The sequence below is a fragment of the uncultured Porphyromonas sp. genome (assembly GCF_905372525.1).
In the GTDB taxonomy this organism is placed as follows: domain Bacteria; phylum Bacteroidota; class Bacteroidia; order Bacteroidales; family Porphyromonadaceae; genus Porphyromonas.
Genome location: NZ_CAJPPN010000035.1, coordinates 1 through 23,388, shown reverse-complemented (window position 1 = coordinate 23,388; position 23,388 = coordinate 1). Strand labels below are relative to the sequence as shown.

The 23,388-nt window shown below is 57.7% G+C and carries 15 protein-coding genes and 1 tRNA gene; 9 read left to right on the top strand and 7 right to left on the bottom strand.

What is annotated here, in order from left to right; all coding sequences use genetic code 11:
• Positions 1 to 75 precede the first annotated feature (75 nt).
• Together QZ170_RS07080 and QZ170_RS07075 are read right to left on the bottom strand one after the other, a co-directional pair.
• Positions 76 to 2,355, bottom strand: a complete 2,280-nt coding sequence (locus QZ170_RS07080) for a GH92 family glycosyl hydrolase (protein WP_297179170.1) — start codon at positions 2,353 to 2,355, stop codon at positions 76 to 78.
• Between the two features lie 541 nt (positions 2,356 to 2,896).
• Positions 2,897 to 4,606, bottom strand: coding sequence for a BACON domain-containing protein (locus tag QZ170_RS07075; RefSeq protein WP_297179169.1), 1,710 nt, complete (start codon positions 4,604 to 4,606; stop codon positions 2,897 to 2,899).
• A gap of 1,376 nt (positions 4,607 to 5,982) precedes the next feature.
• Here QZ170_RS07075 and QZ170_RS07070 point away from each other — a divergent pair.
• From QZ170_RS07070 to QZ170_RS07050, 5 genes are all read left to right on the top strand, one after another.
• Complete coding sequence (locus tag QZ170_RS07070; RefSeq protein ID WP_297179166.1) at positions 5,983 to 6,360, top strand: DUF3276 family protein; 378 nt, start codon at positions 5,983 to 5,985, stop codon at positions 6,358 to 6,360.
• A gap of 139 nt (positions 6,361 to 6,499) precedes the next feature.
• Positions 6,500 to 7,813, top strand: a complete 1,314-nt coding sequence (mtaB, locus tag QZ170_RS07065) for a tRNA (N(6)-L-threonylcarbamoyladenosine(37)-C(2))-methylthiotransferase MtaB (RefSeq protein ID WP_297179163.1) — start codon at positions 6,500 to 6,502, stop codon at positions 7,811 to 7,813.
• A gap of 30 nt (positions 7,814 to 7,843) precedes the next feature.
• Positions 7,844 to 8,788, top strand: a complete 945-nt coding sequence (locus QZ170_RS07060) for a lysophospholipid acyltransferase family protein (RefSeq protein WP_297179160.1) — start codon at positions 7,844 to 7,846, stop codon at positions 8,786 to 8,788.
• 63 nt (positions 8,789 to 8,851) lie between these two features.
• Positions 8,852 to 9,886 (top strand): glycosyltransferase family 2 protein, encoded by a 1,035-nt coding sequence (locus tag QZ170_RS07055; RefSeq protein WP_297179158.1) that lies wholly within the window; start codon positions 8,852 to 8,854, stop codon positions 9,884 to 9,886.
• Between the two features lie 11 nt (positions 9,887 to 9,897).
• Positions 9,898 to 11,190, top strand: a complete 1,293-nt coding sequence (locus QZ170_RS07050) for a replication-associated recombination protein A (RefSeq protein ID WP_297179155.1) — start codon at positions 9,898 to 9,900, stop codon at positions 11,188 to 11,190.
• Between the two features lie 606 nt (positions 11,191 to 11,796).
• Here the strand turns inward: QZ170_RS07050 and QZ170_RS07045 are convergent.
• A tRNA-Leu gene (locus QZ170_RS07045) sits at positions 11,797 to 11,878 on the bottom strand.
• A 374-nt stretch (positions 11,879 to 12,252) separates the two neighbouring features.
• Between QZ170_RS07045 and QZ170_RS07040 the strand changes: the two genes are divergently transcribed.
• The 4 genes from QZ170_RS07040 to QZ170_RS07025 all read left to right on the top strand — a co-directional run bounded on the left by QZ170_RS07040 (position 12,253) and on the right by QZ170_RS07025 (position 18,542).
• A complete protein-coding gene (locus QZ170_RS07040; protein ID WP_297179152.1) occupies positions 12,253 to 14,634 on the top strand; it encodes a TonB-dependent receptor in 2,382 nt (793 codons plus the stop codon).
• A gap of 36 nt (positions 14,635 to 14,670) precedes the next feature.
• Positions 14,671 to 16,113 carry a DUF4374 domain-containing protein gene (locus tag QZ170_RS07035; protein ID WP_297179149.1) on the top strand — a complete coding sequence of 481 codons (1,443 nt, stop codon included), beginning with the start codon at positions 14,671 to 14,673 and terminating at the stop codon, positions 16,111 to 16,113.
• A 121-nt stretch (positions 16,114 to 16,234) separates the two neighbouring features.
• Positions 16,235 to 17,461 carry a PepSY-associated TM helix domain-containing protein gene (locus QZ170_RS07030; protein WP_297179146.1) on the top strand — a complete coding sequence of 409 codons (1,227 nt, stop codon included), beginning with the start codon at positions 16,235 to 16,237 and terminating at the stop codon, positions 17,459 to 17,461.
• A 238-nt stretch (positions 17,462 to 17,699) separates the two neighbouring features.
• Positions 17,700 to 18,542: an aldo/keto reductase gene (locus tag QZ170_RS07025; RefSeq protein ID WP_297179144.1), complete on the top strand. Its 843-nt coding sequence runs from the start codon at positions 17,700 to 17,702 to the stop codon at positions 18,540 to 18,542.
• An 82-nt stretch (positions 18,543 to 18,624) separates the two neighbouring features.
• On the opposite strand, the gene ahpF is transcribed toward QZ170_RS07025, so the two are convergent.
• The 4 genes from ahpF to QZ170_RS07005 form a co-directional block, all read right to left on the bottom strand.
• A complete protein-coding gene (gene ahpF / locus QZ170_RS07020; protein WP_297179140.1) occupies positions 18,625 to 20,172 on the bottom strand; it encodes an alkyl hydroperoxide reductase subunit F in 1,548 nt (515 codons plus the stop codon).
• Between the two features lie 203 nt (positions 20,173 to 20,375).
• Entirely contained in the window at positions 20,376 to 20,942 is a 567-nt protein-coding gene (gene ahpC / locus QZ170_RS07015; protein WP_297179137.1) for an alkyl hydroperoxide reductase subunit C, read from the bottom strand.
• 208 nt (positions 20,943 to 21,150) lie between these two features.
• Positions 21,151 to 21,921, bottom strand: coding sequence for a hypothetical protein (locus QZ170_RS07010; RefSeq protein WP_297179135.1), 771 nt, complete (start codon positions 21,919 to 21,921; stop codon positions 21,151 to 21,153).
• Positions 21,922 to 22,089: 168 nt separating this feature from the next.
• Positions 22,090 to 23,388, bottom strand: a 1,299-nt coding sequence (locus QZ170_RS07005) for a hypothetical protein (RefSeq protein ID WP_297179132.1), incomplete at its 5' end; no start/stop codon positions are given.

Genomic DNA, 23,388 nt, shown 5'->3' with positions numbered 1-23,388 from the left:
GGACTTATTAGACCTACCCAGCTCCACCAGCCCTACCGCCCCTACCAGCTCTACTCGCCCTAGCTCTCTCCGGCTCTACTTGGCGGGCTTGAGGTCAATCCGCTCTGCTGAGGGGGGAGGGGTATTTGCTCCCCAGGCCTTGTTGGGGCGAGGTCCCATCACGAGCACGAGTCGTCCTCCTGCTGCGAGCTCGCTGTGGCGTAGCCAGGCTCGGTCAAGAGGCTTGCCGTTGAGCTCGGCACTCTGGATGTACTTATTCGTGGCGGAGGTCTCTTTTGCCTCGATCACGAAGGTACGACCAGAGGACAGCTGCAGCGTCACCCGAGAGAAGAAGGGGGTACCGATATTATATATAGGTAGTCCAGGTGTGACAGGGTAAATACCCATCATCGAGAAGACCACGAAGGCACTCAGTCCTCCACCGTCCTCGTCCCCAGGTACCCCCATCAGGTCGGGGCGGAACCACGTATCGATCAGCTTACGCACGAGTCGCTGTGTCCGCCAGGGTGCACCTGCATAGTTGTACAGATAGGGGATGTGAAGGCTAGGCTCATTAGCCATCGAGAACTGACCTACCCCTCCAGTCTGGTCGGGGAGTGTGCTGTAGAACTCCCACTTGCTCTTGCTCAGAGGTGTACGTAGGGTCTCATCGAGGTAGCCGATGAAGCGCTCCTTGCCTCCCATCAGATAGATGAGGTCTGCGGGGTTGTGCTGGACATCCCAGCGGTAGGTGTAGGCATTGTTCTCATCGTAGTAGTCACGTGCTCCTAGGCCTCCGGACAGCTCGTAGTCGAAGGGTTGGATGAAGTGCCCTCGGTCGTCCTTGGGGTGGAAGAAGCCTGTAGCATAGTTGAAGAGCTTGCGGTAGTCGTAGGAGCGACGTAGGTAGCCTGCGGCCTCCTCGTCATGCCCTGCGAACTTAGCGAGCTGTGATAGACACCAGTAGTCGTAGGCTGCCCCGAGGCTCACCGCTACACTCTGTCTCTTCTCCCACTTCGTCACACGGGGATCGGTCTCCTGCTGACCTATGCGTAGGCCGGGAAAGTAGCCGTGCTTGTCGAGGTATTCCGAGAGAGGCCCCTTGGGGATACGTGTCCATGGGAGGTAGGACTTCTCCTGCAGCGTCCGTCTCGCGGTCTCGTAGGCAGCGCTGAGGTTGAAGCCCGTGAGCCCCTTGGCATAAGCATCTGCGAAGGGAGCGATGGTATGTGTCCCATTCATACGATGGGTGTCGCCCGTGACCTCGGGGAAGGTAGGGAGCCACCCCTCGGGGGACTGCTCCGCCATGCGGAGGTAGGAGGTGAGCATCTGTTGCTCCTTGAGGGGGTCGAGTAGGATACGTAGGGGATGGGCTGCTCGGTAGCTGTCCCAGAGCCAGTCGTCGGTGTAGAAGGGCACTCCGGCGTCGTCATGTACCTGTCGGTCGAAGGCGCTCCAGTAGCGTCCATCCTCGGATATACATACCATACGCTCGTAGGTGCGGTAGAGAGAGGTGTAGAACGTGCGACGCTCGGCCTCTGTACCGCCCTCGACCTGCACCTTCCCGAGGGCTTTGGACCACTCGTTGCGTGCCGCCTTGGCCACTAGCTGTACCTCGTAGGACTGGATCTCTCGCTCCACATTGCGCCGTGCCTGCTCCACGCTGATATAGGAGATGCCATAGCGTAGGCGTACGGTGGGCTGGCTATAGGAGAGGACGATCGTACGTCCCTCTGCCTGCTGAGGGTTCATCGCCACGAGCCCGGTATGCTCACCGCGTACCCCGTAGGACTGGGGGGTGATGTCGCTCTCGGCATAGATATAGACACGAGTGGAGTCCTCTAGCTGCTGGTAGCCCCGTATCGTGCGCCCGAAGGCCTGGAGCTCCCCCTCGGCACTAGAGAGGACGAGGTAGCGTCCTGCCCCTTCGCCCTCGAAGGTTAGGCTGTAGAGGGCGCTCTGTGCCGCTGGGGCATAGCTCACCTGCACCTCGGGCTCTAGGAGACGCACCTCGTAGGAGTAGGGGCGTACCACCTCGGCATCGTAGCTGTAGTGTGTGACGGTGGGGATGGAATCTGCTACCGAGCTGCGGGGGCTGAGGGCAAAGGCCGATACCCCTCTGTGGCTGGTCAAGATCAGGGGTAGTCCTGCGATCTGCTCCGAGGCATAGTCCGCCCGCTGGGGGTGGATACGCATCATGCTGTTCGGCAGGTGTATGGTAGGGTAAGTGGGGACAAGGAGGTGACTGATCCCACCCATATTGGTCTCTACATAGTCTATAGGGGCGAGTGTCTCCTGCTGTGAGGATAGTGTCCCTCGGCAGCTATAGAGTGCGAGGCTGATGAGGAGGGCATAGATCCTCCTGCGATGGAGCATTCCAGTCATATCTATATATCGTGATACTGATGAGTAGGTAGAGTGGGGTAGGAGACACCTGACTCTCCCTACCTCTCCAAAGATACGGCAAAGTCTCCGAACACCTTGCCCCTAGGGCTTGTGCTTTCCTGCCCCGAGGTTGCCCCCTCTCCTACCATGAACCAGCCTCTCCCCCCTCGGGCTGCTCCCCCGCTATCGCCACCTAGGCAAGTACAAGACCTACCTCTACCAATAGGGTGAGGAGTAGGGTGTAGTACTCCTCTCCCCCCCTTCGGGTACCCTCCTTGGGTTCGTCCCCCGCTGTCGCTACCTAGGCAAGCACAAGACCCACCTCTACCAGTAGGGTGGGGTGTAGGACTCCTCTCCCCCCTCGGGCTCCTCCCCCTGCTATCGCTACCTAGGCAAACACAAGACCTACCCCGACCAGAGGGTGGGGGGAGTAGGGTGCAGGCTACTCGCTCCACGCTCTGGTGGGGTAGGTCTATCTATTTATGGAGTATGGGCTAGGCTCTAGGATGGGCTTATCCCATAGAGGACGGGGCTAGCGGGTGAGTCCCTTCTTGACGAGCTGCTCGTGACCACGGGCGGCACGTACCATCAGGCGATGAGCCACAGCGTCTTCTCTGGACTTAGCACGGAGGAAGGCCTTGTAGTCAGCGAGGGTCTCGACAGAGACACCGCCCTTAGGCATACCGAGGTTGATACCGCTGAGGTCTTCGTACGAGGACTGGAGCTCGATGGTCGGCTTCCCCTTGAAGCTGGGGACGACACGCATGAGGTAAGCCTGGTTGTTGGGCTTATCTAGGAAGGCGTCGTAGCCGTTGCTGAGCTTCTTCCAGAACTTGAAGCCCTTACCTTCGAAGAGTGCCTTAGCTTCCTTCGTCAGGCTGTAGCGCCCGAGCAGGTCTGCCCAGTAGCCGAGGGTCGTATTGGGATACATAGCCTGCGTACCCTCTACCATGCCGATGTACTTATCGTTGTCGGGGATGGTCTTGGAGGGAACGACGTAGAAGTATCCACGGTAGCTTTCGCCCTCGAAGGACTTCTTGCTGGCATCGAAGCGGTCGTAGTTCTCCTGATTGACGTCAGGGGCGAGCTCACAGCCGTATTGTTCCTTCTCGATCTTGCGGATCTCGTCCTTCTTCTTCCCTTCGGGCTTAGTACCCTTGATGGCCATATCTCGGTCTCCCATGTACTTCGTCTGATTGGTCATGGGGAGGGTGGAGAAGGTGGGGTAGTCCTTGTCCTGTCCCTTGGGCTGGTACTCGGTAGCGATGATAGCGCCGTTGGACTGGACGGTGACGGTGACGACGAGGTCAACGCGAGCGTGCCGGTAGATGATCTCGTTAGCGTCCTTGCCCTGCTTCTTGTCGGTGAAGCCGTTGTCAGCCAGGAAGGCATCGAACTCAGCATTGTCCTTCACGAGCTTGGTATCGAAGCAGACGGAGGAGGCACCAGCGAAGCCCTTGGCATTCTCCGTATCGAAGTAGTACTGGATGAAGGTCATCACAGGGCTCTTGGTCAGGAAGCGATAGTAATTCTTGTTGATGAAGCCATCGGGGGTCTTGATCAAGATATGGTTACGCCCTTGCTCATAGTCACATACTCGGGCGAGGTCGGCGGGGAAGTCAACTAGGGGCAGGACGTAGAACTCCTTGCCAGCCTGACGGATCTCGACTTCCTTGGTCGTGGTCCCTGCCGTGAGGATGACCTTGACGCTCCGCTTGGCGGTCTTGTCGTTGGCCTTGACGGTGATCACGAAGCTGTTCTTACCCTGAGCGAGGGTGATCCAGTCGGCCGCTGAGCCTAGGGCTACCTTGACCTGGCTAGCATTGGTCTCGTAGTAGACCTTCTCTACCTTGCCCTCAGCGGGGATCTCGACGAGGGCTCTGTCGGGCTCGAGGATGACGCTACCTGCGGTCTGCTTGACGGCGATCACACGCTGTAGCCCGCCGGCATTGACGACGACCGAGGCGGTGCGCTCTGTCCCCTGCTCGTTGGCCTGGGCCTTGACCTTGAGGGTGGAGCCTTCCTGAGCGAGGGTGAGCCATTCGCCCTGAGCGACGAAGGCCGTCCAGCTGTCTTTGTTGGTCTGTACCGAGACGCTCTGCTCGGAGGCATTCTTGTTGAAGGTAAGTGAGCTGCTCGACAGGTCTAGAGTGGGCTCTTCGACGTCGTTGTGCTTCTTACACGCAGAGAAGGTGAGCAGTAGAGCCATCAGCCCCAGTGCGTATCTTAGTGTCTGTCTCATTGGGATTGTTGTATATCGATAAGTTCTCTCTGTGAGGTCTCTTGATGCTACCTCCAGAGTATGGTATGTCTACCAGAGTATGGTCTGTGTAGGTGTATGGTCGGCCGAGGGTGTGAGCTGTGCCCACTAGAGGGGCGGTCACAGAGATGTGGCCGAGGGGCAGGAGGGGTCGAGGATCCCTCGCATATTGCCGTTCGTGTTTCTGGTAAGGTCTATGTAGACTAGCCTGGATCTTGCTTGGGTGTTGGAGTATGCTGTGCACCCTTATCCTCATGAGGTGAGTACGGCGGGGAGGCTACCCCCTCGTGCTGTAGAGCGAGGGCTAGGGGTGGAGGATCATTGAGTCTTGCAGTGTCGCTTGGGGCATCATTGTGGAGTCGTATTATTTGCTGATGGGAGCTTGTCTCCCTGACTTTGGGCGAAAGTTAGTAATAGTTTTTGGAATGTGCTGTAAGGTGCACATAATAAAATATTTAAGGAGGCACCTTCCCCCGCAGATACCCGTATCCACGGCACTCCCAGGCGGAGGACTGAGGTCGGGCTCTAGGTGATGTGTTCGTCGCCTCTTAGGGGCCCCCCCCGAGTCAAGGGAAGGAAGAGGTCGGGGCGCTCGTCTTTTCCCTAGTGAGGAGACTTCCTCGGAGTCCTACCCTATTTGACCCTCTTCGTGAGGGGGGGCGTAGCGCTGACGTATGGGGATGGTTTTTCGTATCATCAGTTGCCCCGCTTCTACCCCCGCTGTGAGGGCTTTGGGGAGGGGCTCTCTGAGATACTATTGAGAGCCCGTGAGGGGACACGGTATGAGCGCCACCATCACCTTACATAGGTGACGAGGACGCTCTTACCGAGAGCGCAAGTACGCTCTCGGTAAGAGCGTTTTTGCCCTCTCGGGATGCGTGATACAGAGCATGTTATAGAGGCGGTGTTCGGGGGGTGAGTGAGAGGGGTGTCTGCCGAAGCACCATTTGTCGGGTATATAGGGAGGGCAGGGCTGACGCATGAAATCACCATAGTGCGAGGGCAAGGTCGTGGGGGGAGTATACGCCGAAGATAGAAGTATCCGTGTCCTAGGTGTAGAGATCCCCAGCGTATACCTACTACCTAGGAGGGATGAGTATACACGTGTGTACACTATTGTATACCCACGTGTACACAACAGTATACACGCGTGTACACAAGTGTGCTCTAAGTATCTCCTCTGTAGGGCTCGCTTGTATGTCTATTCCTTGGGGATAATACGTAGAATCTTTAGTGATGGGCTAAAGCTCCCTAGGATATGAAATAATCCCCCTGAAGATCCAAAGGCAGGAGTGTGATACTGCCGAAGATTCCGTACCTTCGTAGAGCGAATATATCTGACATAGCTAATAGTATTTATGGAGAAAGAATGGAGTGGCTCGACGCTCCTAGCTTCGCAGAAGGTGAAGGCTGGGACACGATATTACTATATCGATGCTAAGCAAGATACGAAGGGGAACAAGTACATTGTCCTCTCCGAGACTAAGATGAAGGAGAGCGAAGGTAAGGTGGAGCGTCACCGTATCTTCATCTATGAGGAGGACTTTGCCAAGGTCTCCCAGGCACTCTTAGAGACGATCATGCAGGTCTCGGGGGGCGTACTCCAGGAGATGCCTGACCTAGGGGCGACCACTCGCCGAGCTCCCCGAGGGATAGCTACCCCACAGGGGGAGCATGAGGGCGACCTACGGATCCAGTCCTTTGACCTAGATTGGAAGGACGAGGATGAGGCTTAGCCCATAAGCCCGACACCTACTTGACACAGCCTACCCACGGGCTTCTCTGTGCTCTAGCTACGGGATACGATCCTCTAGCTGGTGCAGATTATCTATTCCCCGAGTACCTGCTCCTGATAAGGCTTCCCCTAGTCCACTGATGATAGACTCTACGGTATTCCTAGACAAGACTGCAGCCTACTATACACTAGGCTGTAAGCTCAACTTCGCCGAGACCTCCACGATCGGCCGTTCGCTCCTACAGCAGGGCATTCGCACGGCTCGGCCGGGGGAGCAAGCGCAGATCTGTGTCATCAATACCTGCTCGGTCACGGAGCAGGCCGACCGCAAGTGCCGTAGCATGATCCGCCGAGCCCATAGGGAGCACCCCGGAGCCCTCGTCGTCGTTACTGGATGCTACGCACAGCTTGACCCCGAGGAGGTCGCCGCCATAGAGGGGGTTAGCCTCGTACTTGGGGCGGAGCAGAAGCTCGATGTAGCCCGTTACCTAGACCTCCTCCAGAGCGAAACCGATAGCTCGGGGGCTCGTATCATCCGTGGACACACGAAGGATATACGCACCTTCCACCCAAGCTCCTCCTCGGACGAGCGTATCCGCCACTTTCTCAAGGTGCAGGATGGCTGTGACTATCACTGCACCTATTGTACCATCCCACGTGCACGAGGACGTAGCCGCAGCGGTACGATCAGCGAGATCGTCACTGAGGCAGAGCGTATCGCCTCGGTCGGGGGAAGGGAGATCGTCCTCACGGGGGTGAATATCGGAGACTTCGGGCGGGGGAGGGGGGAGACCTTCCTCGGCCTCGTGCAGGCGCTGGATCAGGTGGAGGGGATCGAGCGATTCCGTATCAGTTCCATCGAACCGAACCTACTCACCGAGGAGATCATCGACTACTGCGCCACCTCTCGGCGCATTGCCCCACACTTCCATATCCCTCTACAGAGTGGCAGCGATGAGGTGCTTCGTCTGATGAAGCGCCGCTATGACCGAGCCCTCTTCCGCTCACGTGTGGAGCATATCCGTCGTGTGCTACCTGATGCCTTCATCGGGGTAGATGTGATCGTGGGGACGAGGGGCGAGCAGGCACACCTCTTCGAGGAGTGCTATGAGTTCCTCCAGAGTCTATCCTTCACCCAGCTCCATGTCTTCAGCTACTCGGAGCGTGAGGGCACGGCCGCCCTACAGATTCAGCATACGGTATCACCCGCAGAGAAGCACCGCAGGAGCCAGCGACTGATGCGCCTCAGCGAGGAGCACCTCAAGGCCTTCTATGCCTCCCAGCTAGGTAAGGAGCTCTCAGTGATCTGGGAGCGTGGCGAGCACGACGGATGGATGATGGGGCATAGTGAGAACTACGTACGTGTGGCTCAGCCCTACGATGCAGATGCCGTAGGGACGATCACACGCCTCACCCCGAGGGAACTCGATGCCTCGGGTACCTTTGTATATTAGACGATCCAATAGAGGGAGCCACGTACGAGGATGAAGGGACGACTACCATACTACTTACTTCGCCTAGCCGTAGGGCTACTAGCACACCTACCCTGGTGGCTCATACACACCCTCAGCCGAGCTCTAGCGTGGCTGATGGCTCACCTCGTACGCTATCGCCGTAGGGTCATACGGGAGAACCTCCGTAATAGCTTCCCCGAGCGGAGCGAAGCTGAGCAGCGACAGATCGAGTGGGACTTCTACCTCCAGTTTGCCTACAACTTCCTCTCTACGCCTCGTCTCCTTCGCCTACCTCCCGAGGTGATTATGCGAAAGTACTTCCTCATCCCAGACCTCACTCCACTGCAGGAGGCCGTACGAGATCATCGGTGTGCCTTCGCTTGCCTTGGGCACTTGGGGAACTGGGAGCTCTTCAGCACGGGACAGCTCTACTTCGATCAGATCGGTGTCACCATGGATCAGGTCTATCGTAGGCTGGAGGACAAGGCGATGGATGAGCTCTTCGCCGAGCAGCGTAGACGCTTCGGTGCTCAGCTGACTCCTAAGACCCTAGTGGTGCGTAGTCTCGTCGAGCACCTAAGGGAGGAGACACCTCGCCGCTATCTCATGGCGATGATCACCGACCAAGCTCCAGGCGTAGACCATGCCAACTACTTCACGGACTTCCTACACCAGCCCACGGCGATGCTGGATGGCGTGGAGCGTCTAGCCCGTAGGTACGACCTACCCGTCCTCTACTTCGACATAGAGCGTGCAGGGCCTATGCGCTTCATAGGACACTTCCACCTCATCACGAGTACCCCCCGAGAGCTCCCCGAGGGGGAGATCACCGAGCGGTATGCACGACTGCTGGAGGCGACGATACGCCGAGACCCTGCCCTATGGCTATGGAGCCACAAGAGGTGGAAGCGTCGCCTAGAGCACTACCCCCATGCCACCCTCAGCCCAAGCCTAAGAGCAATGCTGGAGCAATAGTCCGTATAGCGTCTACGCTCCCGCTCCACCATACCTACCACATCAGACTCCCTACTACACCCTATGCACCCCACCCAAGGAAAAGAGATCGCCGTCATCGTCCTCAACTGGAATGGACGAGCGCTACTAGAGCAGTTCCTCCCCTCGTGGATCGAGCATACCCCTGAGCGAGCAGAGCTCATCATCGTGGACAACGGATCGACAGATGACTCTGTAGCCTTTCTTCAGTCACACTATCCCGAGGTCGCTACCCTCTGCTTCGAAGAGAACTATGGCTATGCAGAGGGATACAATCGTGCCATACAAGCCCTTGACTATCCCATCGTCGTCCTCCTCAATAGCGATGCTAGCCTCTCGGCTGGATGGCTAGATGAGCCCCTGCGTCTGCTCGGAGAGCACAGTGATGTCGTGGCCATACAGCCCACGATACGAGCCTATCATGAGCCTAGCCGCTACGAGTATGCAGGTGCAGCGGGGGGATATATAGATGCCTTGGGCTATCCCTTCTGTCGGGGGCGTATCTTCGATACCCTCGAGTATGACGAGGGACAGTATGCTACTGTGGCGGAGATCTTCTGGGCCTCGGGGGCATGTCTCATCGTACGACGTAGTGCTTACCTGGAGGTCGGTGGGCTCGATGGGGGCTTCTTTGCCCACCAAGAGGAGATTGACCTCTCGTGGCGTCTGAATGCCCGAGGCTATCGTATCCTCCATGCCCCGAGCTCCATCGTCTACCATGTCGGGGGGGGGACACTCTCGGCCGAGAGTCCACGGAAGGTCTTTTTGAACTTCCGCAACAACCTCCTCATGCTCTACAAGAACCTCCCAGCCCCGAGGCTCTATCATGTCCTCCTCTGGCGGGTCTTCCTAGACACCCTAGCCTCACTAGTCTACCTCCTGAGCCTCCGCCCACAGCATGCCCTAGCAGTGCTACGAGCCTGGCGGGGCTTCCTCGTTACCCGGGGGCGGTACGAGGCTGTGCGTAGGGAGAACCTTCGCCGTACCACCACACCACCCAGCCCAGCTATCCTCAAGCCCTATAGTCTACTCTGGCACTACTATATCCTCCGTCAGCACACCTATAGCCAGCTTCCCTGACCTATCCCTCTATGACGATACAGAAGCCTCTAGCCGAGCGCATGCGCCCAGAGACGCTGGAGCACTACTACGGACAGTCCCATCTCGTGGGAGCAAATGGAGTCCTACGGCGGATGATCGAGCAGCAACGTCTGCCCTCACTCATCCTCTGGGGCCCTCCTGGTGTAGGCAAGACCACGCTCTCCGAGATCATCGCCCATAGCCTCTCCACGAGCTTCTACCAGCTCAGTGCCGTACACTCGGGGGTCAAGGATGTGCGCGAAGTGCTGGAGCGCATTACCTCGGAGCAAGGTGGCATCTTTGGCTCGGGGGTACGTCCGATCCTCTTCATCGACGAGATCCATCGCTTCAGCAAGAGCCAGCAGGACTCACTGCTCGCCGCCGTAGAGCAGGGCATCGTCACCCTCATAGGAGCTACGACAGAGAACCCGAGCTTCGAGGTCATCCGCCCCCTGCTCTCCCGCTGCCAAGTCTATACCCTCAATCCCCTCACGGATGAGGAGCTCCTTGCGCTCCTCCAGCATGCCCTCACGACGGATGAACTCCTGAGCCGTAGGCGAATCACTATCGGCGAGAGTAACGCTCTGCTACGCTACGCAGGTGGTGATGCCCGTAGAGCGCTGAATATACTAGAGCTGGTCACCCTCTCCACAACAGCTGACCCACTCGTCATTACGGACGAACTGGTCGGGCAAGGGGTGCAGGCCAATCCCATCGCCTTCGACAAGGGGGGGGAACTGCATTACGACATCGCCTCTGCCCTGATCAAGAGCATAAGGGGCAGTGATCCCGATGCAGCCATCTATTGGCTCGCTAGGCTGATCGAGGGAGGTGAAGATCCTTCGTTCATTGCCCGAAGGCTCATGATCTCGGCCTCCGAAGACATTGGTCTGGCTAATCCCAACGCACTACTGCTCGCTACCGCTTGTGCCGAGACGCTGGAGCGTATCGGTTGGCCCGAGGGACGTATCCCACTAGCGGAGACGGTCATCTACCTAGCGTGTAGTGAGAAGAGCAACTCCGCCTACCGAGCCATCGACGCAGCACTTGCTCGTGTACGTGCCACGGGCAACCTCCCTGTACCCCTTCACCTGCGCAATGCTCCCACCTCCCTAATGAAGGACCTCGGCTATGGAGTCGGCTATCGCTATGCTCACGACTATCCAGAGCACTTTGTCCACCAGCAGTACCTGCCCGATGCCCTCGTACGTGAGCGGTTCTGGCAGAGTGACGAGGCGAACCCTGCCGAGCGACAGATGATGGAGCGGCAGCGTCACCGCTGGGGGGAGGATAGGGAATCCTAGCCTCGGCCTACTACCTTCCCTCCCCATCCTCCCCTCAACCGCTCTCACCACAGAGAGATCGAAGCCCCCCGTCCGAGATAGCCAGCTATCTCGGACGGGGGGCTTCGATTTGGGGCAAAAGTATACCATCATTAGAGGTTGGGGACAAGGCCATCGGGGGGCACGAACTTAGCTAGGGTACTCCGTCCTCAGAGTGTATCCCAAGCCACACCTTACCTACTACCTAGGGGGCAAAGGTGTACACGTGTGTACACACTAGTGTACTCATGTGTACACAACTGTATACACGCGTGTACACTACTACGCTCTAAGTATCATCTCCGTAGAGGGCTTGTTGGGACGTCTCTTGGGACTAATGTAGATGTGCACCAAGGGGGACTACAGATAGGCTTCCCCCTCGGATAGGAAATAGTACACCCCAAAGAGCCGAGAGGACATACCCAAGGAGAATACGCGCCAGATCGGCACTTAGGGTAGGATAAGGTGGAACTTTTAGGCTAAGGGGGGAGGGGGAGTAGGCTAGGGGTGGATAGGGCTTGGGGGAGGAGTCTACCTGCGGGATAGAAGCAACTAAGGCTACCCCGCAATGGGATAGCCTTAGCTCTGTGCGGCTGAAGGGACTCGAACCCCCACGCCTCGCGGCATCAGATCCTAAGTCTGACGTGGCTACCAATTACACCACAGCCGCATACCGCTGTGAACTCCTTCGTGAGATGGATTTCACGCCACAAAGGTAATGCATTTTTTGGACTTTACAATAGTTACACTCCGATACCTGCCTATTACCCTCCTTACTTTCCCTTCACTCTCCGCTCTAGGTGGCGGGTGAAGCCCTCTGATACTGACCCTTGACTCACTCCGCTCAGCTCCGTCTCATCGGCCCTCCCAATAGCTTGGCCGATCGGGTGTGCCTAACAGAAAATAGGGATATGCCCCCAGCAGGATATATGGATATACCTAAAAGGGGCTATTGTGTAGGCTCCGTACTCTACATATCTTTGCCGACAAATCGAATAGGATTTCTTCGCAAATCAAATAGGTTTTCTTAACGTTACAAATCTCTTGAGAAGAATATTACTTTTTCTAGGGCTGGTGCTCCTCTCTGTGACCAGCCCCATGGGCGTATTAGTCGCTGGCGACCTCCCATCGCTTCGGGGGCGAGTGAGTGCACCTGATCAGGAGGCGGTGAGCTTCGCGAGCATTGCGGTCAAGGGGGGACGAACGGGCTGTGTCGCCGACGCTACTGGAGCCTATGAGCTAAACCTCCCCCAGGGACGCTATACCCTCATCATCTCCTCGGTAGGATACAAGAAGCAGTACCTAGAGGTAGAGCTCGGCGATACCCCTCGGGAGCTCAATATCACCCTACAGCCAGATGCCCGACTCCTGGGGAGTGTGGAGGTCGTCGCTCGGGGTGTCGCCCGCCTCAGGGGGACAGCCTACAATGCGGTCTCTATAGATAGCCGTGAGCTCCTCTCCTCCAACAAGACCCTCGGCGAGGCTCTCAGCCGAGCTCCCGGGGTGAAGGTGCGGGAGACGGGCGGTGTGGGCTCTGATATGAACGTCTCGCTGGATGGCTTCAGCGGACGGCACGTCAAGGTCTTTGTCGATGGAGTCCCTCAGGAGGGAGCAGGCCGAGCCTTTGGCCTCAATAATATCCCCGTGAGCTATGCCGAGCGGATCGAGGTCTACCGAGGGGTCGTCCCCGTGGACTTCGGCGCTGATGCTATCGGCGGAGTGATCAATATCGTCACCTCGCGCAAGCACCGTCCCTGGTATGTGGATGCCTCCTACTCCTTCGGCTCCTACCAGACCCACCGCTCTACGCTCTCCGTCGGACGTACCGAGCGTAGTGGTCTGACCTATGAGCTCAGTGCCTACCAGAACTACTCCAAGAACAACTATTGGGTCGATACCCCTGTCGAGGACCTCGTCCAGGGCTTCATCGATACCAGCCGCCCCGAGCACGTACGTCGCTTCCACGACACCTACCACAACGAGGCCCTCACGGGCAAGGTGGGGCTCGTACGTCAGTCCTGGGCAGACCGCCTACTCCTACACCTACGCTATGCCCATGTCTACAAGGAGATCCAGACCGGGGTGCGACAGGAGATCGTCTTCGGGGAGCGTCACCGCCACGGCTACAGCCTGACCCCTACCCTCGAGTATGCCAAGACGGGGATGCTCGAGGGGCGTATGGACGTCCGTGCCACTGCTAGCTATACCCGCAGTGCCTCCACGCTGGTGGATACGAGTGAGTACCGCTACAACTGGCGTGGTGAGCGTAGCCTGCGCAATAGCCCTGGGGAGCAGAGCTACGGACGCTTCCGCTCCGAGCAGGGTGTCTGGACGGCAGGCCTGAGCCTGAAGTACCGTCCGAGCTCGGCCTATACGCTACTGCTACACCACAACCTCTCCACCTTTGATCGGAGCATGACCGACCTCTCGACACGACACCGGACGACCTCCCCCTTCCCCGATCGAGAGATGAAGAATATCACCGGGCTCTCCCTACAGTATCGTCCGGATGAGGTCTGGGATGCTACGCTCTTCGCCAAGTCCTATGCCCACCACATCACCAGCTCCATCGCCCAGACAGGGCTCCAGGGGAGCTACGTGGAGATCTCCCGTAGTAGTCACTCCCTAGGCTATGGGGTAGCCCTCTCCTCCCACCCCCTACGGGAGCTCCAGATCAAGCTCTCCTACGAGAAGGCCTACCGCCTGCCTACGAGTGATGAGATCTTCGGCGACACCGACCTAGAGTCGGGGACGATCGGCCTAAAGCCAGAGAATAGCCACAACCTCAACCTCAATGTGAACTGGAGCCGACGACTCTCCCACCACACGATGCTCCTCGTAGAGGGCGGACTCATCTGGCGCGATACCCGAGACTATATCCAGCGCAATGTGCAGGGGATAGGTGGCAATAACTGGGGGGCGGTCTATATCAACTATGGGCGTGTTCTGACCAAGGGTGCTAACCTATCCGTACGGCTTGACTACCAGAAGTGGCTGAGCCTCGGGGGGAGCTATACCCTGATGGACGTGCGGGATAATCAGCCCCTCGTACCAGGTGGCCAAGTGGCCAATGTCGGCTATGGCCTACGTATGCCCAACCTCCCCTATTCCTTCGGGAGCCTCGACCTCACCCTGCGACGCAAGGGGCTCCTCGGGCAGGGGACGATGGCCAGCCTCTCCTACGACGGGCAGTACCTGCATAGCTTCGCCTTCTACTCCGAGGGGATAGGGGCTGGGGCTCGGAACTTCTTCGTCCCCACCCAGCTCTCGCATAGCCTCACGGCGACCCTCTCCTTTGCCCATGACAGGTATGCACTCTCCCTAGAGTGCCGTAACCTCACGGATGCACGCCTCTACGACAACTACAGCCTGCAGAAGGCTGGGCGTGCTCTCTACGCCAAGCTCCGGATACACCTCGGGCACTAGGCGACCCCTATTCATTCACTCAAGTATCTATCCACAATGAAGTACAATTCATCACTCCTCTCTGCAGGGCTTACACTCTCTGCCTCGCTCCTACTGCTCTCCTCCTGCGAGGGCAACAATGACGCTCCTCCTACGCCTCCCAACCCCTCACCTGGGACGACGGCTACCTATGTCGTATCGGCGAGCGTCAAGGCTTCGGGGAATGCCTCCTCGACCCTTCTCCTCACCCCCGTCTCGCTCAGCGAGGGGTCGATCTCGGCAAAGAACAATGGCCTACAGGTAGATGGTGGTGGGGACTTCATCTACCTCAAAGAGAATACCTACCTCTATAGCATCGCTTATCACCAAGGGGGGAAGACGGAGACTCACTCCTTCATCTTCGGCCCCAGTGGACTGGCTAAGCGGAGCAAGATCTTCCATGGCAACCGCTTCACTACCTTCGGCACCTTCGGAGACTTCCTGATCACGACCTCTACGGGCGATGGCCCCAAGGATCAGGCGGACGCTACGGGCTACCTCCCCCGGTACATCCTCGCTTCCTACCTCGATGCGACCAAGGAGACCCAGACGAACAACGATACCCACCTGCCCCAGTTCAATACAGAGAACTACCTAGGCAACGGGGAGTATGTCACCCTCTGTGGCCTACTCGAGCATGAGGGCAAGCTCTACTCTGGGGTCATCCCCATGGGACTCAGCCGCTATGGCGCCAATGTAGAGGCCGTATGGGATGGTGATACCTACAAGTCGGGTAAGTGGGTCAAGAAGGGTAACGAAGACCTCGTCAAGACCCAGGATGGAGGACAGAAGAGTAGCTCCTACAAGCGTGGTGAGCTCCAGTGGACACAGTACCCCGATGAGTGCTACGTCGCTATCTTCTCTGACAAGGACTTCAAGACGAAGAAGCTTATCAAGACCAATAAGATCAGCTACCCTGCTGGACGCTTCAAGTCCCAGTACCACCCGATGATCTGGTCGGTACCTAATGGGGATATCTACGTCTTCTCCCCCAGCTTCGCCAAGACGATGACTGACCCACGGCAGAAGACCAAGCTCCCAGCGGGTGTCGTACGTATCAAGAAGGGGGCAGAGGACTTCGACCCCAGCTACTACTACAATATCGACAACCTCTCGGGTAACCGTGGCTTCCAGTTCGTCTACCCCGTCGGTGGCGAGCGCTTCCTCATCTACTTCTACGATCAGAGCTTCGACAAGCTGACCAATCAGCAGCTAGCCACTCAGCTCGGGATCTTCGATGTCTCTACGGGACGACTGACCAACGTCACGGGTCTACCTACCGACGTCTCCGACTTCGGTGGCCGTCCCTACGTCGAGGGAGGACGTGCCTACCTACCCGTAAATAGCAAGTCGCAGAAGCCTGCTATCTACGTCATCGACCTAGCTACGGGTCAGGCTACCCGTGGACTAGAGGTAGAGGCCACGAGCATCACCTCGGTCGGGCGTCTGCGCTCACGCTAGCCGAGCCGAGCTCCCCAGCCTCCCCGTTAAACCTTTGTACATACTCGCACCTCTAAGGCATTAGTACCCTTAGTGGTGCGAGTATGCATATCTATCTCAACGAACATCCGACACTAGACCCATGCGCAAGTTATTCAAGCGACTTCACCTCTGGCTCTCCCTCCCCTTTGGCCTTATTATCCTGACGACCTGTCTGACGGGTGCTCTGCTGGTCTTTGAGCAGGAGCTGACTCAGCTAGCCTTCCCTAGCCGCTATACTGTCCGTCAGGTACGGGCAGAGAAGCTCCCCCTACAGACCCTCGTGGATCGGGCTGCTATGACGCTCCCTGACTCTGTCTCGATCACGGGGGTGACCATCCCGAGCGACCCCGAGCGCCCCTACACCCTAGGCCTCTCTAAGCCCCGTAAGGCTGGGCTACTCATCGACCCTTATACGGGCGAGATCAAGGGACGTAGCGACCGTACCCCCTTCTACTCGGTCGTCTTCCGTCTGCACCGTTGGCTCCTGGACAGCATGACGCCTGGGGACGAAGGGATCTTCTGGGGAAGGGTCATCGTCGGGACGAGTACCTTGCTCTTCGTCCTTATCCTCCTCACGGGGCTGGGGATCTGGTGGCCAAGGCGACTCAAGGGGCTAGGGGCACGACTCCGCATTGCACTACGGCATGGGCGCTACCGTCTGCTCTATGACCTACATGCTGTCGGGGGGATGTATGCTTCGCTGCTCCTACTGACGATGGCTCTCACGGGGCTGACGTGGTCCTTTGACTGGTATCACTCGGGGTTCTATGGGCTCTTTGGCGTCACCATGGAGCAGGGACACGGCGCTCCAGCCCCAGCGAAGGGCAAGCCTGAGGGGCATAATGCACAGGGTACCCCCGGAGATAAGCGCCCCGAGGGGAATGCACCTCGGGGAGAAGGTCGGGGACAGGAGGGTAAGCAGAAGCCCAAGGTGCCGAAGACCTACCGCCACTGGGAGCAGGTCTATCGCACGATCGCTTCCCGCCCGATCGCCTACAGCGAGATCAGCCTCTCCAAGGAGGAGGCACGGGCTTCGCTGGGAACGGCGAACACGCTTGGGAACAGCCTCGCCAGCGATACCTACACCTTCGACCCTGAGACGGGGGCGATCACCGAGGTCAAGCTCTACCGAGAGGCCAAGCGAGACAAGACGATACGTGGCTGGATCTATACCATACACGTGGGGGCATGGGGGGGCTTCGTGACTCGCCTGCTGACCTTCCTAGCGGCACTCTTTGGGGCAAGCCTTCCCCTGACGGGCTACTACCTCTTCATCAAACGCAAGCTTGCCCAACGACGTAGTCGAGTCAAGAGGGCTCAGGGCTAGCTTGTTTCTTCTTGGGTAGATCCGCCTCCGTCCCTTAGGAGACCCTACATAGCATATATGGGTAGCACCCCGACAGGTCGATTCAAGACCTGTCGGGGTGTTACCTTTCTTTTCCACACCTTGGGTTCCTCCCCATAGTACGGGCGTAGGGCTCGAGGACACGTGGTGGGTGTGTAGGGAGTTGTACTACCTTTGCGGTAAGCAAGTAACTATCCTATTTACATAGTCATCATCCAGTATGCAGACCATCAGACTAAACAACGGTGTAGAGATGCCACAGCTCGGCTATGGTGTCTTCCAAGTCTCTCCCGACGAGTGCGAACGCTCCGTGAGCGACGCTATCCAAGTCGGCTACCGCTCTATAGATACCGCCCAGGTCTATAGGAACGAAGAGGGTGTCGGGCGTGCTATCCGCAAGAGTGGCATCCCTCGTAGCGACTTCTTCGTCACGACCAAGGTGTGGATCTCCAACGCCGGCTATGAGCGAGCCTTGGCCTCCATCGAGGAGTCCCTGCGCCGGCTACAGACGGACTACATAGACCTACTACTCGTTCACCAGCCCTTCGGTGACTATTATGGTACGTACCGGGCTATGGAGGAGGCTTATCGTGCTGGGAAGCTGAGGGCTATCGGGGTCAGCAACTTCCTCGTGGATCGCTTCCTCGACCTCGTCCACTTCGTCGAGATTCCACCTGCCGTCAATCAGGTAGAGACGCACGTCTTCACACAGCAGCGAGAGCTCCAGCAGGTGATGCAGGAGACAGATACGAAGCTGATGTCGTGGGGGCCGTTTGCCGAGGGGAAGAACGACTACTTCCGCACTCCTACCCTCGTAGCTATCGGGGAGAAGTATGGGTGCAGTGCCGCACAGGTCGCCCTACGCTACCTACTGCAGAGGGGCATTATCCTCATCCCTAAGAGTGTACGGCGGGAGCGTATGGCACAGAACTTCGATATCTTTGGCTTCACGCTGGACGCCGAGGATATGGAGCGTATCGAGGAGCTCGATACCCACAAGCCCCTCATCGCGGATCATCGTGATCCCGACTATGTCCGCCTCCTCATCGGGATTAGCCTCTAGGAGCAACTACGCCTCCCCTCCCGCTCAGAGAAGAGCGAGAGGGGAGGCGTGTATATACTCTTATAGTGGGTATGAGGGGCGACTAACGTCCAGAGCGGATGCGCTCATCGAAGGCCGTGAGGGCGGCCTTCGCTCCCTCGCCCATAGCGATGACGATCTGCTTGTAGGGTACGGTCGTACAGTCCCCTGCAGCATAGATGCCCTCTACGGAGGTGCGGCAGCGTTCGTCGATGACGATCTCGCCACGGCGCTGCTCTACGAGCCCCTCGAAGGGCTTGGTGTTCGCTGCTAGCCCGATCTGTACAAAGAGACCATCTAGGCGAAGTGTCTCTTCATCCCCTCCATCTCGGGGGGCGATACGTAGCCCGACGACACTCTTCCCATCACCTAGCACCTCGCGGGTAGCGATACCACGGCGCACCGTGACGTTGGGCAGCTGTGCGAGCTTCTCCTGTAGGACGATGTCGGCACGGAGCTCATCCATGTACTCCAGTACGACGACACTGCGGCAGATACCTGCTAGGTCGATAGCGGCCTCGATCCCGGAGTTACCCCCACCGATGACGGCGATGTCCTTGCCCTTGAAGAAGGGACCATCGCAGTGGGGGCAGAAGGCGACCCCACGCCCGATATACTCGGCCTCACCGGGCACCCCGAGCTTGCGCCACGAGGCTCCTGTGGCGAGGATGACCTGAGGAGCTACGAGGGTCTCACCGAGCGAAGTCTTGACCTCCTTCGTAGAGCCTACGAGTTCGATACCGGTGACCTGACGGCTCTCCAGCAGGGCAATCCCGTACTGCTCAGCATGACGACGTAGGTCCGAGGCGAGCTGTGTCCCCGTGGTGGAGACGACGGAGGGGATATTCTCGATGCCCGTCGTCTCATTGACCTGACCACCGATGCGCTCGGCGACGACGGCGACACGGAGCCCCTTGCGAGCCGAATAGATAGCCGAGGCGATCCCTGCTGGGCCAGCCCCGACGACTATGAGGTCTAGCTCCCGGCGCTGTCCCTCTAGCTCCGTAGGACGAGAGCCCACACGCTGCTCTAGGGCTAGGAGGAGCTCCCCGAGGGTAGCCTTACCTACATGGATCAGCTCCTCACCCATATAGACAGCGGGGACAGAACTAATACCTAGACGCTCGACCTCCTCAGTATAGATAGCTCCATCGACCATCTCGTGCTCGATCCCCTCGTTGTAGAGGGCTAGGAGGTTCAGTGACTGCACCACCTCGGGACAATTCGTACAGGTCAGCGAGGCATAGGTCGTCAGCTTCAGGGGTGTATTCAGTGCCTGGATGCGGGCGATGAAGGCCTCGTCGGGGAGGTTGCGCCCCTGCCCGTCGGCGTTGAGGACGGCGAGGATCAGGGAGGTGAACTCGTGCCCTGAGGGGATCGCGCGGAAGGTGATACCAGTCTTCTGTCCATCACGTAGGAGTGTGAGGCAAAGGCGATCACTGGCCTTGTCCTCGAGGGTCAAGCGATCACTCACGGAGGCGAAGTCAGTGATCATCGCCAGGAGCTCATCGCCCTTGGCACCTGTGGGGCGCTCGACGAGGAGCGTATAGGAGTGGCGCAGCTCGGCGAAGAGCGTGCGTAGCTGATCAAGGATATTCTGTTCTAGGTACATTGTATAAGATATGTCTAGTGTTTGGGGTAAAAAAAGGGGAGAGGACAGCCCATAGACCCATGGGCTATACCTCTCCCCGTATGGTATTCCTCGGCCTAAGGGGGGTATCGTGATGTGCCTAATACCGACTCCTAAGGTGCGGGGACTACGTGCCTCGGGTAGGGGGCTACCCGCTCTGCACGGCTAGGCGAATGCTAGGGAGACTAGATCTTGCCTACGAGGTCGATGCTGGGCTTGAGCGTAGCATCGCCTTCCTTCCACTTAGCGGGGCAGACCTGACCTGGGTGCTCGTAGACGAACTTTGCAGCCTTGACCTTGCGAAGGAGTTCGCTAGCGTCACGTCCGATACCGTTGTCGTGGATCTCGGCGATCTTGACTTCACCCTCGGGGTTGAAGAGGAACGTCCCACGATAAGCCTGGCCAGACTCTTCGCTGAGTACCTCCATAGCGTAGGACAGTTCGAAGGTCATATCAGCTAGCATCGTGTACTGTACACGTGCGATCGTATCCGTAGCATCGGCCCAAGCCTTGTGTACGAAGTGTGAGTCGGTGCTGATGGAGTAGATGTCTACGCCCAGTGCCTGAAACTCTTCGTAGTGATCTGCTAGGTCAGCTAGCTCCGTGGGGCAGACGAAGGTGAAGTCCCCGGGATAGAAGAAGAAGATGCTCCACTTACCCTTGAGGTCCTCGTTCGTTACTTCGAAGAAGCCCTTATCCTTGCGGTAGGCATTGACCTTAAACTCGGGCATCTGGCTATTGATAATGCTCATTGCTGTTTTGTTGTTAAGTGATGATAATTCTATCGTTCTCTCTGTTTTACGATGCAAAGATACGTCAAGCCCTGCGCCCCTCCAATTGCCTCCATTTATCCCCCCATATACAATATTAATTACGACCGCTACGCTCACCCTACCCCGAAACAAATATCCCCCACTGCTCACCGTAGCAGTGGGGGATATTCGCTCGTGGGGGGGGATGCTAGCGGGTAGCAGGGCGGTAGATAGACCACCCTGTAGCGTAGAAGTAGGGATAGGCATCCTGGAAGACCTCCGTATCCTGATAGAGGATATCGGCTATGAGTAGAGGACTGATCCCACTATACTTCGCCGAGACGACGTACAGCAGTGGATCTGTCGGGCTCTGGGCTACGATGTCGAGTAGCAGGCGTGACGAGTACCACTTCAGGATCTCTATGCTCTCTGGCTTGGCCAGCCGGACGCAGATGGCGTCGGTGAGCCCTCGCTCTTCGTTCGCCTGGGTGAGGTAGAAGGGCACTCGGTAGACCGAGATCTTGCTGTCTGGTACGGCTGTGTGCTTGGTGACGACCCAGTAGAGCTGCTTGTCTAGGGCATCCAGGTCCTCCTTCTTCTCGGTGGGTCTACTCCCTCGGTGGATGATCTTCTTGGTGTCCTCCATCAGCTTGCCTGCGGCATAGATACCCTTGGACTCGTCTACGGCGGGGAGCTTGCTGGGGTCGTCGAGCTTGATGACGGTGTAGTACTTCGTGTCGTTGCGCAGCAGAGCCTTCTGTAGGTGCTTGACCTGTCCGTCCTTGACCTCACGGATCCAGTAGTATCGCTCGTTGGGATTGCCTCGTCTGAAGCGATAGATGCAGTTACTGATATGCCGTATGCGTATCTGCTCGGGGGTGAGAGGCTCGGGCTTAGGGTTGTCACTCCCTAGACACGAGCTGAGGGTCACCACTGCGCAGAGCACGGCGAATGTTAGGGATAGGATATTTCTCTTCATAGCTCAAATAAAGTATGTGTTGATGAACATGAATGGGGCAGGCTGCAGGGGCTGTGTATCTGTCTCCTGCCCGGGTCTTACTTTTACAACGTACGGGCAAGCGCTCTTAATATCCTCTCGGCCTAAAAAAAAGGGTGAACTCCCGTGAGAGTTCACCCCTTGACTTGCCTAGTTCAGTTTTAGGCTTAGGACGGAGAATGGGAAGCGCAGAGGCTTGTCGAAGGCGACTTCATTGACGCCGAGGAGCTCTATCGTAGCCTTGAGGGTAGTCCCCTCAAGTCGTGCCTCAGTCACTCGAAGTCTAGGGGCTAGGAGGTAGATGTCTCGCCCCTTATCATCGCCACTGACACCCGAGAGGAGGAGCTGCGAGCCACCAGCGAGCTGCTTCTGCCCCCACACGAGGTTCTGCGGATTACCTGGGTACCTGAATACCCATTGGGTCTTCGTGATCCAGTTCTCTAGCCCACGATTGAGGAAGGCAGAGAGGTCTTCCTTCTTGTTCCATCCCTTGAGCTTCGTACTCATCGTCTCGATGAATTCGCTGTCGTGGCTGATGTAGAGATCCTTCTCTAGGTTCGTGAGGGGCTTGAAGCCCGAGACGGTGAAGGGGATCGTAGCGATCACATGATCGGCACCCGCCCCCTGACGATGGAGCTCGATCGTGAAGGAGAGCGTGTTGGCACTGCTCTGCTCCTGCTTGCTATCACTCTTGAGGAGGGCTGCATATCGTCTCGTATCGTAGGTGATGAGGGAGGAGATGTAGAGGTCAAGGTACTCATAGATCCCTCGCATGTAGCGTGTGGGGGGGAAGTCCTTGTTGAGGGGCAGGCGCTGGGCGTAGTAGTCGTTGATGTTCACCTCTAGGCTGCGTGCAGCGTCACTGCTTGTACCCTTATAGATGGTCTTGAAGGTGAGTTCACCAGAGCCAGAGGCCTTGGTGCTGTACTTCACCTCCTTGAGCTGGAGACTCTTGATTTCCTCGGTGGTGAGCTCGTACTGCTCCCCAGAGGCACTGGAGGAGTAGAAGCGTACGTATGGGGCAAGAGCCTCAGCGGTGAACCAGTCGGCCTTACCATCTAGGTAGAGGGCCTCTAGCTCGATCCCTCGCAGGTAGACCTCGGGGGCAACACGCCAGGCGACCTGCATCCTGCGCCCGAGGGTGGCGTCATCAGGACGCTGCACTTGCTTGAAGCCCGAGAGCTGATAGCTCCCGGTGAAGGCCTTGCCATTGATTAGTCCCTTCGTGACCTCGAGGGTGAAGGAGCCTTGACTAGAGTTGCTATTCGTAATCTTCGTCTGTAGGATCTGGATCCGCTTGCCTCCGATAGTCTTCTCCCCGGTGGTAGCGGTGATCTTGGTCTCGGCGACGGTAATATCTGCCGTCTTGTCCAGACCGTAGTAGGCCTCTACCTCAGCGAGGCTCACCGTAGGTACTCCAGGCTGAGGGGTAGGGGTCGGTGTGGGGGT